The sequence below is a fragment of the Polaromonas aquatica genome (genome assembly GCF_050626995.1).
GTDB classification, from domain to species: domain Bacteria; phylum Pseudomonadota; class Gammaproteobacteria; order Burkholderiales; family Burkholderiaceae_C; genus Polaromonas; species Polaromonas aquatica_A.
Map to the genome: position 1 here is coordinate 967,578 of NZ_CP192467.1, position 15,050 is coordinate 982,627.

Here is a 15,050-nt window from a genome sequence, read left to right on the forward strand (position 1 = left end):
AACAAAAAGCGGCTGCCTTACCCGCGAACCCGAAGTCCAGGTACTTCACCGGTTTGTTGGATTGAGGCAGCTTTTTAAAGCAGGACGAGACTGGTCGCGGTCCGTTCTTTATTGGAGTCAATTATGAAATTCGTCGCTTTTGAGCGCGCAAAGCAGGGCACGGGTGCGAGCCGCCGTCTCCGCATCACCGGCCGTACGCCCGGTATTGTTTACGGTGGCACCGGTGAACCCACGCTGATCGAAATCGATCACAACGCGTTGTTCCACGCCATCAAGAAAGAAGCGTTCCATGCTTCCATCCTCCAGATGGAACTGGCAGGCAAAGAACACAAAGTTCTGCTGCGTGACCTGCAAATGCACCCGTACAAGCAGCAGATTCTGCACATCGACTTCCAGCGCGTGGAAGCCAAGACCAAGATGACTGTGAAAGTGCCCGTGCACTACAGCGGTGAAGAAGAGTCTCCGGCCGTCAAGACCGAGAACTGCCTGGTCAACCACGTGATCACCGAGCTGACCGTGTCCTGCTTCCCGGCTGACATCCCAGAGTTCATCGCCGTCGACCTGAAGGGCCTGAAGAAGGGTTCGCCGCTGCACATCAAGGACATCACCCTGCCAAAGGGCGTGAAGTTCGTGGCCAAGGGCCAGGACAACCCGGTGCTGGTGTCGGTGTCTGCCGTTTCCGAAGAAGCCGAAGCCGATGCCGCAGCAGCCGCTGCCGCTGCCGCACCGGTGGACCCGAAAGCCGCTAAAGCCGCTGCCGCCAAGGAAGCCAAAGCCGGCGCCAAGGCCGACGCAGCCAAGCCTGCCGCCAAGAAGTAATCCACTTCCCGCTACAGGCCTGAAAAGGCTCACGGCCCTTGTCCTCTTGCAGGACAAGGGCCGTTTTTCTTGGTGCGCCCGTCTGGAACCCTGCAGCGAGCCTGTAAGACACAAGACCACGCGCCCCTAGAATTGGATTTATGGAAACATCCAAATGATTAAACTTTTTGTCGGTCTGGGAAATCCGGGTCCTGAATACGAAGCCACCCGCCACAACGCCGGTTTCTGGTTCATCGACGCCCTCTCGCAGGAGCTCAAGGCCCCGTTGAGCCTGGACAAGAGTTACCACGGCCAGGTAGCGCGCATCACGGTGAATGGCCAGAACGTCTGGCTGCTCAAGCCGCTGACCTTCATGAATGTGTCTGGAAAATCGGTGGCGGCCCTCGCGCGTTTCTTCAAGGTCGCGCCTGAAGAGGTGCTGGTGGCGCACGACGAAATGGACATCGTGCCTGGGCAAGTCAAGCTCAAGTTCAGCGGCAGCCACGCCGGCCACAACGGTCTGCGCGACATCCATGCGCAACTGGGCACAGCCGATTACTGGCGCCTGCGCATCGGCGTGGGTCACCCGGGCGTGAAGGCCGAGGTGGTCAACTGGGTGCTGAAGAAACCTTCACAAGAACACCGTGTGGCGATTGAAGAATGCATCGCGCGCTGCATCAAGGCCGTGCCGGAGCTCCTCAAGGGTGAGATGGAAAAAGCCACGATGATGATTCACACCAGCACGCCGCCGCGGCCCAAGCCACCGCGCAAGATCGATACGGAAGACTGAATCCGGATTCGCTTGACGCTATCTTTGTAATAGCTACAAGCCAAGGTATCGCCTGGGAAAGGCACTGATTTCGCTATAAATTACCGGGCCGTCACAACCGGAATGATGGTCTGCAGCCGCTGGTACTTTTCCCACAGGGTCTCCCGCGTTTCAATGTGCTGCGGGTTCAGAGGGATGCAGGCCACAGGGCAAACCTGCACGCATTGGGGCTCATCGAAATGGCCCACGCATTCGGTGCATTTGTGCGGATCGATCTCGTAGATCTCCTTGCCCAGGTAGATCGCCTGGTTGGGGCACTCGGGTTCGCAGACGTCGCAGTTGATGCACTCGTCGGTGATCATCAAGGCCATGTCAGTTCCCTTTGCTGGCTTTATGGGCCTGGTGTGCCGCCGCCAGGGCAGCCGCCACGGCGGGACTGACCATCTGGCCGACGTCCCCGCCCAGCTTGCTGATCTCGCGTACCAGCGTGCTGCTGATGCATTGCAGCGGCGCGTCGGGCAGCAGGAACACAGTCTCGACTTCCGGACGGAGCTTGCGGTTCATGGCCGCCATTTGCGCTTCATAGTCGAAGTCGGTGATGTTGCGGATGCCGCGCACCACGGCTGAGGCTTTCTGCGCAGCACAAAAATCCATGATCAGGCCGTCAAACGGCAGCACGGCGACACCGGTGATTCCCTGGGTTGCCGCCTGCACCTGCGCCACACGGGTTTCCAGCGAAAACAGGGTCTTTTTGTGATGGGCGGCGGCCACGGCAATGACAAGCCGGTCAAATAACCCGGCAGCGCGCCGCACGACGTCCTCATGGCCCAGCGTGAACGGGTCAAACGTGCCGGAATAAACAGCGGTGCGGGAGGTGGCCATAGGAGAATTATGCCCGCCCCGCCCTTTTTACTGCCAATTTCCGGCCCGTAACCACGAGACAGGCAAGGCCTGCCGGCGATTCAGGCTGCCGATGTGCCCAGGGCGGCCAGCAAATGGAAATGCACGGCGCCGGCCTTGCCGCTGCGGTGCACCTGAAGGCCCAGCGGCGCCAATTCTTCATCTGTCCAGGGTTTGGGCGCCTCCAGATAGACCACGCCGGTGGGGCCGATGGCCTGCGCAGCGGCTTTGAGCGTGGATTCGTACAGCGTGGACTCGAAAGGCGGGTCGAGCAGCACCAGCTGCAGGCTGCCAGGCGCAACGCGCTTCAGGGTGCTCAACCCATCGCCCCGCTCGATTCGGCACATGTCAGCCTTGAGTTTGGCCTGGACCGTTTTGAGCTGCTGCGCCAGCGCTGGATCCTGCTCGCACAGCAGCACGTCGGCAGCGCCGCGCGACGCGGCCTCGAAGCCCAGCGCGCCGGTACCGGCAAACACGTCGATACAGCGCCAGCCCGTCAGGTCCTGGCCCAGCCAGTTGAAAAGGGTTTCGCGCACGCGGTCGGGCGTGGGGCGCAGGCCGGGCTTGCTGGGCACCGGCAATTTGGTGCGCTTGTACAAGCCGCCGATGATGCGGATCTCGCCCGGAGGCACAGTTTTCCGGGCCACCACCTTGCCGCTTTTGGCGCGTGGGCTTTTGGGGTGGGCGGGAGCTGGGGTGGGAGCGGGCGTGTACTTCATGGTGCGGCACCAAGAATAACAGTGACCATTTTTTCCGGCTGGAGCTTGCGTGCAAAAGCCGCCTTGACGTCGGCCACGGTGACCTTGTCGACCTGCTGCGTCCACGTATCCAGATAGTTCAGCGGCAGGTCATTCCAGGCGATGCTCGACACGTTGTCCAGGAGCTTGCGGTTGCTGTCAATGCGCAAGGCAAAGCCGCCGACGAGGTTGTCCTTCGCCGCCTTGAGCTCGGCCTCCAGTGGGCCGTTGGCGACAAAGTCAGCCACCACCTTGCGGACCAGGTCCACCGCCTGCGCGGCCTGGTCAGGCCGGGTCTGCATGCTGATGGTGAAGGCGCCGGCGTGCAGGGCGGGGGAAAAATAACTCGACACGCCGTACGTCAAGCCGCGCTTTTCGCGCACCTCGTTGGCCAAGCGCGAGACAAAACCGCCACCGCCCAGGATGTAGTTGCCCACCGTTAGGGCAAAGTAGTCCGGGTCCGAGCGTTTGTAGCCGGGCTGGCCGATCAGCACCTGCGCCTGCGCCGAGGCAAAGGGGATACGTTTTTCGACCGCAGCGGCCAGCGGCCCGACCTCCGCCACGGCCGGAAGCGGCGGCAGGCTGGCGCACGCCGTTTGCGGCACGCGCGAGAGCAATTTCGCGGCGATGGCATCCGCCTGCGCACGCGTCACCGCGCCCACCATGCTGATGCGCGCACGGCAAGCGGTCACGCCAGTGGCGTGCGCAGCGCGCATGTCATCCACACTGATGCGCCCCAGGCTCTCTTCCGTGACTTCATAGCCATAGGGATGCGTGCCGTACACCGCCGGCGTGTAGGCGCGGCTGGCGACGCTGGCTGGGCGGGTGTAGGACTCGCGGATCGAAGCCTGCAGGCGCGCGCGTTCGCGTTGCCACACGGCATCGGGAAACGCCGGCTCGGCGATCTCGCGCGCGGCCAGCGCCGCGGCCTTGTCCAGCAGCACCGGATCCGTCAACGTGCGCAGCGAAAAGCTCAGGCGGTCGGAAGTGGTACCTGCGCCGAACTGCGCCCCCAGATCCGCCCAGGCTTCGCTGAGGGCGTTTTCGTCAAGAGCCTGGTCGCCGTTTCTGGCAGCGATGCCTTTCTCCAGCAGGCCAGCCATCATGCTGGCCAGACCTGCTTTGTCAGCGGGGTCGCGGCGGTTGCCCGCGTCCAGGTCGATCTGCACATCGAGCATCGCGATCGCCGGGCTTTCGACGAAGTACACCTTTGCGCCGTTGGGCTGAGTCCAATGCTGGATGGGCAGTGCGGCCAGCGCAAGCGAGTGGGAAAATAAGCAAAAAATGCCTGCAGCCCCAATCCGACGGGCGCAAACAGCTATGGTTTTAATAGCAATCATGTGAACAACCATTTTCGATGCGTGGTGCAGCTCAACGCTGCAGGTCACCGGCGGGCGCGTTGCCCAAGCGCGGCTTGCGGTTCGGATCCAGCGGCTGCGGCAACAGCGTCGCCATGGTCATCTGGTCGTCGCCAAAATATTTCGCGGCCACAGCCTGCACCTCGGCGCCCGTGATGCTGCGCAAGGCGGCAATGATCCGCTCGCTGGCATCCAGCGGCAGGCCCTGCACCCAGTAGGAGCCCAGCTCACGCGCCTGGTTGAAGACGGAATCGAGCTTGTAGGTCTCGCTGGCCACCCACTGCGTCTTGACGCGGTTGAGTTCGGCATCGCTCACGCCTTCACGTGCCACCTTGGCCACCTGCTCCCGCAGCGCGTCGGCCACCTGCTGGGTGGTTTTACCGGCAGCAGGCACACCGTCCAGCGAGAAAACCTGCGGTCCGCGTCCCATGAGGCCATTCGACGCACCGGCGCTGTCGGCCACCCGGGATTGCTGCACCAGCGCGCGGTCAAGCCGGGCGCCGGTGTAGCCGTCCAGCACGGCGGCCAGCACCGTCAGGGCCAGCGCGTCACGGCTGGCGCCGGCCCCCGGTGCAGCCAGGTCCGCCGGTTCCAGTTTGGGCACCTTGAAGGCCATGCTGACATAGGCCTGGCTGGCCGGCGCCTTGAAGTCCATGCGGCGCACACCGGCCTGCACGGGCTCAGTGCGCGGCTTGCGCACCGGGACGGCACGCGACGGGATGCCGCCGTAGTATTTTTCTGCGAGCCTTTTAACCTGCGCAAGATCCACATCACCGGCGATCACCACCGCGGTATTGGCGGGCACATACCAGCGGCGGTAAAACTCGCGCGCATCGGCAGGCGTCATGGCCTCGATGTCGCTCATCCAGCCGACCACGGGGCGCCGGTAGGGTGAGGCGGTGAAGGTCATGGCCGTCATCTGCTCGTACAGCAGCGCGCGCGGTGAATCTTCGGTTCGCAGGCGCCGTTCTTCCTTGACGACCTCGATCTCACGCTTGAATTCGTCGTCGGCCCACTGGTTATTCGTGAAGCGGTCAGCCTCCAGGCGCATGACGTCCTCCAGCTTGCTGGCCGGAATCTGCTGGTGGTAGGCCGTGGTGTCGCGGCTGGTGAAGGCGTTGTCGCGTCCACCCAGGGCGGCCACGCGTTTTGAAAACTCACCCGGTTTGACCTTCGCAGTTCCCTTGAACATCATGTGTTCCAGCACATGGGCCACGCCCGAGGTGCCGTCGACCTCGTCCATGGAACCTGCGCGCACCCACAGCATGTGTGCCACGGTGGGGGCGCGGTGGTCCGGCTTGACGATGACTGTGAGGCCATTGGCCAGCGTGAACTGCTCGACCGGCGGACGGGCGGGCGCCTGCGCAAGGGCGGCGCCAGCCAGGCACAGCGCAAGCAAGCCGGCCGGGACACGGAAAAAACGAAAAACGGGGCGGGAAAGGGATACTGGACAGGTCAAAGGGGATTGCCTAGGGTGTTTCATAGAATAGCTGGGTGGCGCTGTACGTTGCCCCGCGATGGTGCAACAGCCTTGGGGTCTGTGAATACTATTTTTGCAGATGCGTTGTGAGTCAAAAAGGCCTTGAGCAAGGCGCAAAACGCAGGCGGGGTAAACCCCGTCAAGGCTTTGCAACGCCGCGCAGGGCCTTTTTGATCGCAACCCGGAGGGAATGGAGTGAGAAAACCGCCACTCGGCGTTGCGCTCCTAGCCCAGACGAAAGTCTGGGCGTCGTCACGCGCCTTGATTGGCGGCTTTCTCACTCCATTCGCATTTGCAAAAATAGTATTCACAGACCCCTAGACTCCAAAGCATACCCAATGTTCAGTTTTTTCAAGAAAAAATCCCCCCCTCCTGCCCCATCGGTGCATCCTGCGCCCGATGCGCCCTCCCCGGCCGGCGGATCCACCCCGGACCCCATACCCGCGCCGGCGCCTGCCCCCGCGGGCGGAGGATTGATCGGCAGTACGCTGGTGACCCCGATCAACATCCCGGTTCCCGGTGCCGTGGCGCCGGAACGGAAACGCTGGCTCGGCAAGCTTCAGGCGGGTTTGCGCAAGACCGGCTCCAGCATCTCGACCGTGTTCACCGGCAGCCGCATTGACGATGCGCTTTACGAAGACCTGGAAACCGCGCTGCTGATGGCCGACGCCGGCAGCAAGGCCACCGAACACCTGCTGGCCGATGTCAGGCGCCGGGTCAAGGAAGGTGGCATGACACATCCGGTGGCTGTCAAGAACGCCTTGGTGGACTCCATCGCACAACTGCTCAAACCGCTGGAGCAGCCCCTCGTGATCGGCCAGTACCAACCTACCGTGATCATGGTGACCGGCGTCAACGGCGCCGGCAAGACCACGTCCATCGGCAAACTCACGCGGCACCTGGCCCATGAAGGCGCCTCGGTGCTGCTGGCGGCCGCTGACACATTCCGTGCAGCCGCGCGTGAGCAACTCAGCGTCTGGGCCGACCGCAATACAGTCGAAATCGTGAGCCAGGAAGGCGGTGACCCGGCGGCCGTGAGTTTTGATGCCGTGAGCGCAGGCAAGGCGCGCGGCAAGGACGTGGTGCTGGTGGACACCGCCGGCCGCCTGCCAACGCAGCTGCATTTGATGGAAGAGCTGCGCAAGATCAAGCGCGTGGTGCAGAAAGCGGATGCCACCGCACCCCACGAGGTGCTGTTGGTCATTGACGGCAACACCGGGCAAAACGCACTGGCCCAGGTCAAGGCCTTTGACGACACACTGCAACTGACCGGCCTCATCGTGACCAAGCTGGACGGCACGGCCAAGGGCGGCGTGCTGGCGGCCATTGCACTGTGGGCCCGTGAGCGCGCCATTGCCTCACCCACGCTGCGCCCGGTATCGGTTTATTTCATCGGGGTGGGCGAGCAGCTGGAAGACCTGGAAACCTTCAACGCACGCGAGTTCGCACAGGCCTTGCTGGGCTGAGCCGGATGGCGCGGCCAGCGCTCAGGGCATGCCGAGCTTCAGCAACAGCACCGAGAGCACCATAAAGGCCACGATAAAGATCGTCTCCACCAGGAGCAGTGCCACAGGTTTCCAGCCCAGCTTGAGCAGGTCCTCAAAGCTGGTCTTCACGCCTGCCGCGGCTATGGCCGTCACCAGCATCCAGCGCGACGCATCACTGGCCAGTTGAACCACCGGCGCCGCGATCAGGCCGGCACTGGCCAGCATGACCAGCACGACAAAAGCGATCAGGAAGCCCGGCACCAGCGGCACCTCTGTTTCCGGCACCTTGACGGCCGGATGGTTGCGGTACAGCACGGCGATCAACAGCACGATGGGCATCAACATCATGACGCGAAACAGCTTGACGACGGTGGCCGTGTCGCCCGCCTGCGGCCCCAGCATCATGCCGGCGGCCACCACCTGCGCAACATCATGGATCGAGCCTCCGAGGACGATGCCCGCCTGGCTTGGCAGGAGCCCGATCAATTGCAGGCTGAAGGGGTAGACCACCATTGCCAGCGTGGACAGTACCGTGACGCCCACCACCGCCAGCAGCGTGAAGCGTTCGTTCTCCTTCGTCTGGGGCAGCACTGAAGACACGGCCAGCGCCGCCGAAGCGCCGCAAATGGCCACGGCGCTGCCCGACAGCAGCCCTTCATCGCGCGAACATTTCAGCCAGCGCGCCAGCAGTACGCCCAGCAAAATCGTCAGCACAACCGCCAGCACGACGACCACCGCAGTTCCAGCGCCCAGCTGGGCCACTTGTGCAAACGTGATGCGGGCGCCCAGCAGTGCCACACCAACACGCAGCACCACGCGGCCGCAAAAGCCGATGCCCTTGGCCGCTTGGGGGTGGCTGTTGAGAAAATGAAATGCCAGGCCGATCAGCAAGGCATAGAGCAACTGGGGGCCTCCATGGTGCTCGGAAATAAAAGTCGCTGCCAGTGCGATCACCAGGCAGACCAGTACGCCGGGAAAATGGGAAACCAGCGCCAGGCGCCATTGAAGAATCATTGGGGGTATTAAATAGAAGTAACTGGAGAACGAGGCGAGCGATCTTGACCGCCGTGATGGCGCTGGAGGACGTTTTCCAGCAACACCGCACCGGCGGGGCTTCCCGCCACCAGCATCTGGCTTTGCAGCAGGGGCAAACCGTCCAGCGGCAGCATCGCGGCACCGGCCTCGCGCAGCAGTACCAGTCCGGCCGCAGCGTCCCACGCACCCATGCCGCGCTCCCAGAAGGCATCAGCCCTGCCTGCCGCTACATAGGCCAGCTCCAGTGCCATGGAGCCGCTTCTGCGGACCTGGCCGAACGTTGTTAGTACATTGCCAAATTCACGCAGGTAATCGGCCATGAAGGGTGCATCCGGCTTCGGAAACACCGTCGAAATCATGCACTCCCTCGCGCTACGCGCAGCAGCGCATACCAGGCGCTGCCCGTTCAGGTGTGCGCCCAGGCCCGTTGCCGCGGTAAAAACTTCGTGGCGGGAAGGATCCACGATCACGCCCAGCACGGATTGCCGGTCCACACACAGGGCAATCGATACTGCGTACTGGGGGTAGCCGCGGGCAAAGTTCGCGGTGCCGTCAATCGGGTCGACCAGCCAGGTGGGTTGCTCCGTTAATTCGCCGCCGCTTTCCTCTCCGACAAAACCACTGTGCGGCAAGGATTGCTGCAAGGCGACCTTCAAACCGTCTTCCACCTCGCGATCAAATCGCGTGACCCAGTCGCCCGGGGATTTTTGGCGGACATCCACAGGCAGCAATTCCCCCTGCACTTGACGGATGCGGGTGGCTGCCTCCAGGCCTGCGAGCCGGGCTTTGTCCAGTACGACAGCAAGGTCCATGTTCATGCCCTTTTGGACAGCACACTGACATAGTCATGCGCCTGAGTGTTGATGGTGGATATCCGATACTCCACAGGCTTGTCTCCAAACGTCAGTGCCAGCCGGTGCACCTCCATCACCGGCGCGCCTGCCGCAAGCCCCAGCAGGCGGGCATGGGTACGGTCGGCCGCCGTGGCGCGCGCGCGTTCCTGGGCCCGCAGCACGGTGATGCCAAACTCCGTTTGGTAGAGCGCGTAGATCGTGCTGGGTCTTTCCACAAAACGCTTTTCGGTGAGGTTGCGGAACAGCGCCGCAGGAACGGACAAGTGGTCATGCATGACCACCCGCCCCTGCAGGGCGAGCCGGTTCTCTGCCCTGAACACGGGCTCACCCACCTTGATGCGCAACGCAGCTGCCTCCTGCTCTGTGGCCCGCTCCCGCCCAAATGCGATGCAGTCTATTTCCGGGTAGTCACGGTCCCGCGCCGCATCATCGTCACCAAAATTCCAGCGCGGCTCCACGTGAAAAAACTGGAACATGAACCGGGCATTGTTATGCGGCGCCACAAAGGTTCCCTTGCCCTGGCGCCGCACCAGCACATGCTCGTGAACCAGCTCGTCCACGGCGTGGCGCAAGGTGCCTATGCTGACCCGCAGGCCTGCGGAAATATCCGCCTCGCTGGGCAGGGGCTTATCAGGACCGTAATGCCCGGTTTCAATGAGTTTTTGCAGCTCGCGCTTGACCTGGCGATAAAGCGGCATGGCCTCTTCACTCATCAGTGGCCGCAACGGAGCCGGTCTGTTTTTGACATTCACGGCCGCCATTGAAACACCGATGAACCGGTCGTACAAGTCATATATATGAGTAATTTGACAAGGCGCGGCCCGCCCCTAAAACTGGCAACTCGATTTAACCCAGGCCATTCGGAGACCCCATGATTCATTTCGTATTACATGACGCCAAGGACACCGTGGCTGTCGTGGTGGTGGAAGGTGTGAAGGCGGGAACCGCCATGACCGGCTGGATCATGGACGAGGACCGCATGATCAATGTGCAGGCCCAGCAGGACATTCCCATTGGGCACAAGGTGGCCCTCAAGGACATGGCTGTCGGCGACACCGTGCTCAAGTACGGCATTGACATGGGCAAGGTCGTTGCCAACATCAAGGCCGGCCAGCACGCCCATGTGCACAACATCAAAACCAAACGCTGGTAGTTGATGGCTTGCCTGGCTACTGCGCAGGCGGGATGCCGCGTTGCAAACCCTCGCCGGGCGAAAACCCGTCCGCGGTTTGCGGCTTGCCTGCCGTCCGTTCGCTACGCCATCCAGACCATCCACTTAAAAAACTTTAAAAGGATCCCCCATGTCAGTCATCGATAAAGACACCACGTTTTTGGGCTACCGCCGGGAGAACGGCCGCGTCGGCGTGCGTAACCACGTCATCATCCTGCCGCTGGATGACCTCTCCAATGCAGCCGCCGAAGCCGTGGCGCACAACATCAAGGGCTGCATGGCGATTCCGCATCCCTACGGCCGGCTGCAGTTTGGCGCCGACCTGGAACTGCACTTTCGCACCCTGATCGGCGCCGGCTGCAACCCCAATGTCGCCGCCGTGGTGGTGATCGGCATTGAAGACAGCTGGACCAAAAAAGTGGTCGACGGCATCGCCCGGACCGGCAAACCGGTGGTGGGCTTCGGCATCGAAGGCCATGGCGACCACGAGACCATCATGAAGGCGTCCAAGGCGGCGCGTGAATACGTGCAATGGGCCAGCGAGAAGCAGCGTGAAGTCTGCGCTATCTCCGAACTCTGGGTGTCCACCAAATGCGGCGAGTCCGACACCACCTCAGGATGCGGCGCCAATCCCACGGTAGGCAACGCCTTCGACAAATTGCACCCGCTCGGCAACTACCTGTGCTTCGGTGAAACCTCCGAGATCACCGGCGGAGAAAAGATTGTGGCTGACCGCTGCGCCAACGACGCGGTGCGCGACCAGTTCATGTTCATGTTCAACCGCTACCAGGACATGATCAACCGCCACAAGACCAGTGACCTGTCGGATTCGCAGCCGACCAAGGGCAACATTGCCGGCGGCCTTACAACCATCGAGGAAAAAGCACTGGGCAACATCCAGAAGATCGGCAAGGTCTGCACGGTCGACGGCGTCATCGACAAGGCCGAGATGCCCACGCACCCGGGCTTGTGGTTCATGGACTCGTCCAGCGCCGCCGCCGAGATGGTGACCTTGTGCGCAGCTTCAGGTTACGCGGTGCATTTCTTTCCCACCGGCCAGGGCAATGTCATCGGCAATGCGATTGTTCCCGTGATCAAGATCTGCTCGAACCCCCGCACCGTGCGCCTGATGAGCGAACACATCGACGTGGACACCTCCGGGCTGCTGCAGCGCGAGATCACGCTCGACCAAGCCGGCGACAAGCTGCTGGAGAACATGCTGCGCACCGCCAACGGCCGCCTGACCGCAGCAGAAGCGCTCGGCCACCGCGAGTTCGTACTGACGCGCCTGTTTGAGTCCGCTTGAACATATGACCCCCACGCTTTTCACTTCGTGTAATGCGCTGCCCCCCGAGGGGGCGCATTTTCCTTGGGGTGGCCCGACGGGAAACGTGGCCCCCACGCTTTTCACTTTCGTGGAGGCGGTTCGTTCATGACGCGCGCTCGCATTGTCATCTGTGAGTTCATGGACGAGCGCGCGGTGGCGCAGCTTGGAGCGGCACACGACGTGCTCTATGACCCGCAGCTGGTCGGCGACGCTGCCCGCCTGCGGGCGGAGGCGGGCCAGGCGGATGTGTTGATCGTGCGCAACCTCACGCAGGTGCGCGGCGAGCTGCTTGCTGCGATGGCCCGCTGCAAGGTGGTGGGCCGGCTGGGGGTGGGACTGGACAACATTGATCTGGCGGCCTGCGAAGCACGCGGCATCAAGGTCATACCGGCTTCGGGCGCCAATGCGCTCAGCGTCGCCGAATACGTTGTTGCCAGCACCATGATGCTGCTGCGCGGTGCGTTTGCTTCCACCGAGGCCGTGGCAGCCGGCCAGTGGCCGCGCGCTGCATTGAGCAACGGCCGTGAAGCGGCCGGACAGACGCTGGGCATCATCGGGTTCGGCTCTATCGGCCAGACTACCGCGCGCCTGGCGCTGGGCCTGGGCATGCGCGTGATCGCCTATGACCCCGCGCTAATGCCCGATGCCCCGGTTTTCGCGCAAACGGGGGTGCAGTACGGCCACCTTGACGACCTCATCAGCGCGTCGGACGCCGTCACATTGCACGTGCCCCTGGTCGATGCGACACGCGGGCTTTTCAGTGCGGCGCGGATTGGCCAGATGAAGAAAGGCGCAGTACTAATTAATACCTCGCGCGGTCACATCGTGGACATCTCGGCGCTCAGCGCTGCCCTGCGGTCCGGGCACCTGGGTGGTGCGGCCATCGATGTTTTTGATGCCGAACCCCTGCCCGCGAGCGCAGTGTTGCAAGGATGTCCCAACCTGTTGCTTACACCACACATTTCGGGTCTCAGCATGCAGTCAAATGAACGCGTATCGTTCATGATCGCGGAGAGAGTGCTGGAGAGCCTGAAGTAATGGTCCAACTGTCTATTGAAGAAGCAACCCGCCTTGCCACAATTGCACTGCGCAAGGCGGGCGCGGCAGAGGCCATGGCAGCCGCCACCGCAAGAGCGCTGGTTCGCGCCGAAGCACAAGGGCTCGCCTCCCATGGTTTGAGCCGCGTGCCGCAATACGTCACCCATCTTCGCAATGGCCGGGCAAACGGCAACGCTGTCGCTGCCGTGGCGCACAAAAAAGGGGCCGCCGTGCTGGTGGACGCAAAGCAAGGCCTGGCCTTCCCCGCTTGCGACCTGGCGATCTCTACCGCCATAACAACCACCCGCGAATTGGGCGTGTGTTTTGCAGGTGTGACCAACAGCCACCATTGCGGTGTGCTCGTTGACCATCTGCGCGCCGCCGCTGGCGCGGGGCTGGTCGGCCTGGGCTTTGCCAACGCACCTGCGGCCATGCCGGCGGCGGGGGGCAAACATCCGGTCTTTGGAACCAATCCGATCGCGGCGGCATTTCCCCGCAGACATGCCGATCCATTGCTGATTGACCTGTCACTGAGCGAAGTAGCGCGCGGCAAGGTGATGGTCGCCGCCAAGGAAGGCAAGGCCATTCCACTGGGCTGGGCACTGGACACAGAAGGCCGGCCTACCACCGATGCACAGGCGGCGCTGGAAGGTTCCATGCTACCGCTGGGTGCCGTGAGCAGCCCCAAGGGCTCGATGCTCGCGCTGATGGTCGAGTTGCTGGTCACTGCCGTGATCGGCGCGCAATTTGCTTTTGAGGCATCATCATTTTTTGTCGATGAAGGCAATCAGCCACGTATCGGTCAGGCCTTCATCCTGATCGACCCAGGTGCGCTTGCGGGCACAGACAGCTACTTCGAACGCATGGAGACCTTGATCGCCGAGATGTTGCTGGATGATGGCGTGCGCCTGGCAGGTGCACGGCGGATTGCACTCGAAACGAAAGCACTACAAACGGGAGTCAGCATTCCCGACGGACTCAAATCGCAGTTGGATCAGTTAGTGAGTTAACAATTATTCAATCAAGAGGAGTAACCATGAAACGTCGTGACATCGTATTGGCATCAGCAGGTGCAGCCTTGGCGGGTGTTCCAGGCCTGGGGCTGGCCCAGCAGGCTTTTCCCAAGCCGGGCAGCACCATCAAGTATGTGGTTCCGTTCCCGCCTGGCGGTCTGACCGACATCATGGCCCGCACGGTTGCCCAGAAGCTGACCGAGGCGTGGAAGGTTCCCGTGGTGGTGGAAAACAAAGCCGGCGGAAACGCGCAGATCGGCGCCGAACAGGTCGCCAAATCAGCGCCCGACGGCAATACCCTGCTGGCCATCACGTTGACGCATGCTGCGAACGTGTCCCTGTATCCCAATGCCCCCTACAGCTTTACCAAAGATCTGCGTCCGGTTGCCCTGCTGGCCGGCTCGCCGATGCTCATTGTCGTTCCCGCAGCCAGTCCCATCAAGGACTTCAAGGACCTGATTGCGGTGTCCAAGACCAAACAGCTGAGCGCCGGCTCCAGCGGCAATGGCACACCGCCGCACCTGACCATGGCCTTGTTCAACGAATTGAACAAAACAAAAATGATCCACGTCCCCTACCGTGGCGGCGCTCCCTCGATGACCGATCTGATCGGCGGCCAGCTGGACGTGATTTTCTCCAACTTCCCGGAATCCATCGCCCACGTCAAAGGTGGAAAGCTGCGTGCGATCGCGATCTGCAGCCTGGGCCGGCATCCGGCAGTGCCCGACGTACCGACAGCCCTGGAAGCTGGCATGCCTGGCCTCTTTGTCGAGAACTGGACGGCAGCCATGCTTCCCGCCAAAACACCCGATGCGATCGTAGACAAGTATTCGCGCGAGATGATCAAGATCATGTACAGCGCCGAAGTGGAAGAACGCGCCAAACAGCAGGGCTTTCGTGTTACACAAAAAGGTTCTGACGAATTCGGCCGCTTCCTGAAGAGCGAAATCGATCGTTGGAACCGCATCATCAAGACCGCGAAGATTACGCCCACCTGAAGCCCCGAAAATCCCGCGGGGGGCACGCGTGTCGCACATGGGCTTTGTAAAACATCGCCTGTGGATTAAAGTCCGGTGGGAAAAG

Annotated in this window: 16 protein-coding genes; 8 read left to right on the forward strand and 8 right to left on the reverse strand. The window is 62.2% G+C overall.

The genetic code is table 11. The features are described 5' to 3' along the window. The first annotated feature begins 123 nt into the window (after positions 1 to 123). Together ACQ4MS_RS04670 and pth are read left to right on the forward strand one after the other, a co-directional pair. Positions 124 to 819, forward strand: coding sequence for a 50S ribosomal protein L25/general stress protein Ctc (locus tag ACQ4MS_RS04670; protein ID WP_431098044.1), 696 nt, complete (start codon positions 124 to 126; stop codon positions 817 to 819). 154 nt (positions 820 to 973) lie between these two features. Beyond that, complete coding sequence (pth, locus tag ACQ4MS_RS04675) at positions 974 to 1,588, forward strand: aminoacyl-tRNA hydrolase (protein ID WP_431098045.1); 615 nt, start codon at positions 974 to 976, stop codon at positions 1,586 to 1,588. 80 nt (positions 1,589 to 1,668) lie between these two features. Here the strand turns inward: pth and ACQ4MS_RS04680 are convergent, their stop codons facing one another. The 5 genes from ACQ4MS_RS04680 to ACQ4MS_RS04700 all read right to left on the reverse strand — a co-directional run bounded on the left by ACQ4MS_RS04680 (position 1,669) and on the right by ACQ4MS_RS04700 (position 6,045). Continuing rightward, the gene (locus tag ACQ4MS_RS04680; RefSeq protein WP_431098046.1) at positions 1,669 to 1,938 is read right to left on the reverse strand and encodes a YfhL family 4Fe-4S dicluster ferredoxin; all 270 of its coding nucleotides are present in this window, start codon (positions 1,936 to 1,938) and stop codon (positions 1,669 to 1,671) included. Between the two features lies 1 nt (position 1,939). Beyond that, positions 1,940 to 2,449, reverse strand: a complete 510-nt coding sequence (gene coaD, locus ACQ4MS_RS04685; protein ID WP_431098047.1) for a pantetheine-phosphate adenylyltransferase — start codon at positions 2,447 to 2,449, stop codon at positions 1,940 to 1,942. An 80-nt stretch (positions 2,450 to 2,529) separates the two neighbouring features. Then, positions 2,530 to 3,186, reverse strand: coding sequence for a 16S rRNA (guanine(966)-N(2))-methyltransferase RsmD (gene rsmD / locus ACQ4MS_RS04690; protein ID WP_431098048.1), 657 nt, complete (start codon positions 3,184 to 3,186; stop codon positions 2,530 to 2,532). Then, positions 3,183 to 4,544, reverse strand: coding sequence for a M16 family metallopeptidase (locus tag ACQ4MS_RS04695; protein WP_431098049.1), 1,362 nt, complete (start codon positions 4,542 to 4,544; stop codon positions 3,183 to 3,185). Before ACQ4MS_RS04695 ends, rsmD begins: the two co-directional genes overlap by 4 nt. A 31-nt stretch (positions 4,545 to 4,575) precedes the next feature. Next, entirely contained in the window at positions 4,576 to 6,045 is a 1,470-nt protein-coding gene (locus ACQ4MS_RS04700; RefSeq protein ID WP_431098050.1) for a M16 family metallopeptidase, read from the reverse strand. A gap of 335 nt (positions 6,046 to 6,380) precedes the next feature. Between ACQ4MS_RS04700 and ftsY the strand changes: the two genes are divergently transcribed. Continuing rightward, complete coding sequence (gene ftsY / locus ACQ4MS_RS04705) at positions 6,381 to 7,508, forward strand: signal recognition particle-docking protein FtsY (RefSeq protein ID WP_431098051.1); 1,128 nt, start codon at positions 6,381 to 6,383, stop codon at positions 7,506 to 7,508. 21 nt (positions 7,509 to 7,529) lie between these two features. Here ftsY and ACQ4MS_RS04710 read toward each other — a convergent pair whose 3' ends face one another. The 3 genes from ACQ4MS_RS04710 to ACQ4MS_RS04720 are packed head-to-tail and all read right to left on the reverse strand — an operon-like array spanning position 7,530 to position 10,131. Continuing rightward, positions 7,530 to 8,543, reverse strand: coding sequence for a YeiH family protein (locus ACQ4MS_RS04710; protein WP_431098052.1), 1,014 nt, complete (start codon positions 8,541 to 8,543; stop codon positions 7,530 to 7,532). An 8-nt stretch (positions 8,544 to 8,551) separates the two neighbouring features. Further along, complete coding sequence (locus tag ACQ4MS_RS04715; protein WP_431098053.1) at positions 8,552 to 9,376, reverse strand: inositol monophosphatase family protein; 825 nt, start codon at positions 9,374 to 9,376, stop codon at positions 8,552 to 8,554. Between the two features lie 2 nt (positions 9,377 to 9,378). Beyond that, entirely contained in the window at positions 9,379 to 10,131 is a 753-nt protein-coding gene (locus tag ACQ4MS_RS04720; RefSeq protein ID WP_431098054.1) for a GntR family transcriptional regulator, read from the reverse strand. Between the two features lie 158 nt (positions 10,132 to 10,289). Here ACQ4MS_RS04720 and ACQ4MS_RS04725 point away from each other — a divergent pair, with 158 nt between their 5' ends. From ACQ4MS_RS04725 to ACQ4MS_RS04745, 5 genes are all read left to right on the forward strand, one after another. Then, positions 10,290 to 10,571 carry a UxaA family hydrolase gene (locus ACQ4MS_RS04725; protein ID WP_007862870.1) on the forward strand — a complete coding sequence of 94 codons (282 nt, stop codon included), beginning with the start codon at positions 10,290 to 10,292 and terminating at the stop codon, positions 10,569 to 10,571. Between the two features lie 148 nt (positions 10,572 to 10,719). Next, positions 10,720 to 11,895 carry a UxaA family hydrolase gene (locus tag ACQ4MS_RS04730; RefSeq protein ID WP_431098056.1) on the forward strand — a complete coding sequence of 392 codons (1,176 nt, stop codon included), beginning with the start codon at positions 10,720 to 10,722 and terminating at the stop codon, positions 11,893 to 11,895. A gap of 126 nt (positions 11,896 to 12,021) precedes the next feature. Next, a complete protein-coding gene (locus ACQ4MS_RS04735; protein ID WP_431098058.1) occupies positions 12,022 to 12,954 on the forward strand; it encodes a hydroxyacid dehydrogenase in 933 nt (310 codons plus the stop codon). Then, positions 12,954 to 13,964 carry an Ldh family oxidoreductase gene (locus ACQ4MS_RS04740; RefSeq protein WP_431098059.1) on the forward strand — a complete coding sequence of 337 codons (1,011 nt, stop codon included), beginning with the start codon at positions 12,954 to 12,956 and terminating at the stop codon, positions 13,962 to 13,964. The genes ACQ4MS_RS04735 and ACQ4MS_RS04740 overlap by 1 nt, the downstream gene beginning before the upstream one ends. Positions 13,965 to 13,990: 26 nt before the next feature. Next, a complete protein-coding gene (locus tag ACQ4MS_RS04745; RefSeq protein ID WP_431098060.1) occupies positions 13,991 to 14,965 on the forward strand; it encodes a Bug family tripartite tricarboxylate transporter substrate binding protein in 975 nt (324 codons plus the stop codon). Positions 14,966 to 15,050 lie beyond the last annotated feature (85 nt).

Coding starts and splice junctions, on each gene's coding strand:
- ACQ4MS_RS04670 (WP_431098044.1), top strand. CDS start 124: ATGAAATTCGTCGCTTTTGAGCGCGCAAAGCAGGGCACGGGTGCGAGC.
- pth (WP_431098045.1), top strand. CDS start 974: ATGATTAAACTTTTTGTCGGTCTGGGAAATCCGGGTCCTGAATACGAA.
- ACQ4MS_RS04680 (WP_431098046.1), bottom strand. CDS start 1,938: ATGGCCTTGATGATCACCGACGAGTGCATCAACTGCGACGTCTGCGAA.
- coaD (WP_431098047.1), bottom strand. CDS start 2,449: ATGGCCACCTCCCGCACCGCTGTTTATTCCGGCACGTTTGACCCGTTC.
- rsmD (WP_431098048.1), bottom strand. CDS start 3,186: ATGAAGTACACGCCCGCTCCCACCCCAGCTCCCGCCCACCCCAAAAGC.
- ACQ4MS_RS04695 (WP_431098049.1), bottom strand. CDS start 4,544: ATGATTGCTATTAAAACCATAGCTGTTTGCGCCCGTCGGATTGGGGCT.
- ACQ4MS_RS04700 (WP_431098050.1), bottom strand. CDS start 6,045: ATGAAACACCCTAGGCAATCCCCTTTGACCTGTCCAGTATCCCTTTCC.
- ftsY (WP_431098051.1), top strand. CDS start 6,381: ATGTTCAGTTTTTTCAAGAAAAAATCCCCCCCTCCTGCCCCATCGGTG.
- ACQ4MS_RS04710 (WP_431098052.1), bottom strand. CDS start 8,543: ATGATTCTTCAATGGCGCCTGGCGCTGGTTTCCCATTTTCCCGGCGTA.
- ACQ4MS_RS04715 (WP_431098053.1), bottom strand. CDS start 9,376: ATGGACCTTGCTGTCGTACTGGACAAAGCCCGGCTCGCAGGCCTGGAG.
- ACQ4MS_RS04720 (WP_431098054.1), bottom strand. CDS start 10,131: ATGAGTGAAGAGGCCATGCCGCTTTATCGCCAGGTCAAGCGCGAGCTG.
- ACQ4MS_RS04725 (WP_007862870.1), top strand. CDS start 10,290: ATGATTCATTTCGTATTACATGACGCCAAGGACACCGTGGCTGTCGTG.
- ACQ4MS_RS04730 (WP_431098056.1), top strand. CDS start 10,720: ATGTCAGTCATCGATAAAGACACCACGTTTTTGGGCTACCGCCGGGAG.
- ACQ4MS_RS04735 (WP_431098058.1), top strand. CDS start 12,022: ATGACGCGCGCTCGCATTGTCATCTGTGAGTTCATGGACGAGCGCGCG.
- ACQ4MS_RS04740 (WP_431098059.1), top strand. CDS start 12,954: ATGGTCCAACTGTCTATTGAAGAAGCAACCCGCCTTGCCACAATTGCA.
- ACQ4MS_RS04745 (WP_431098060.1), top strand. CDS start 13,991: ATGAAACGTCGTGACATCGTATTGGCATCAGCAGGTGCAGCCTTGGCG.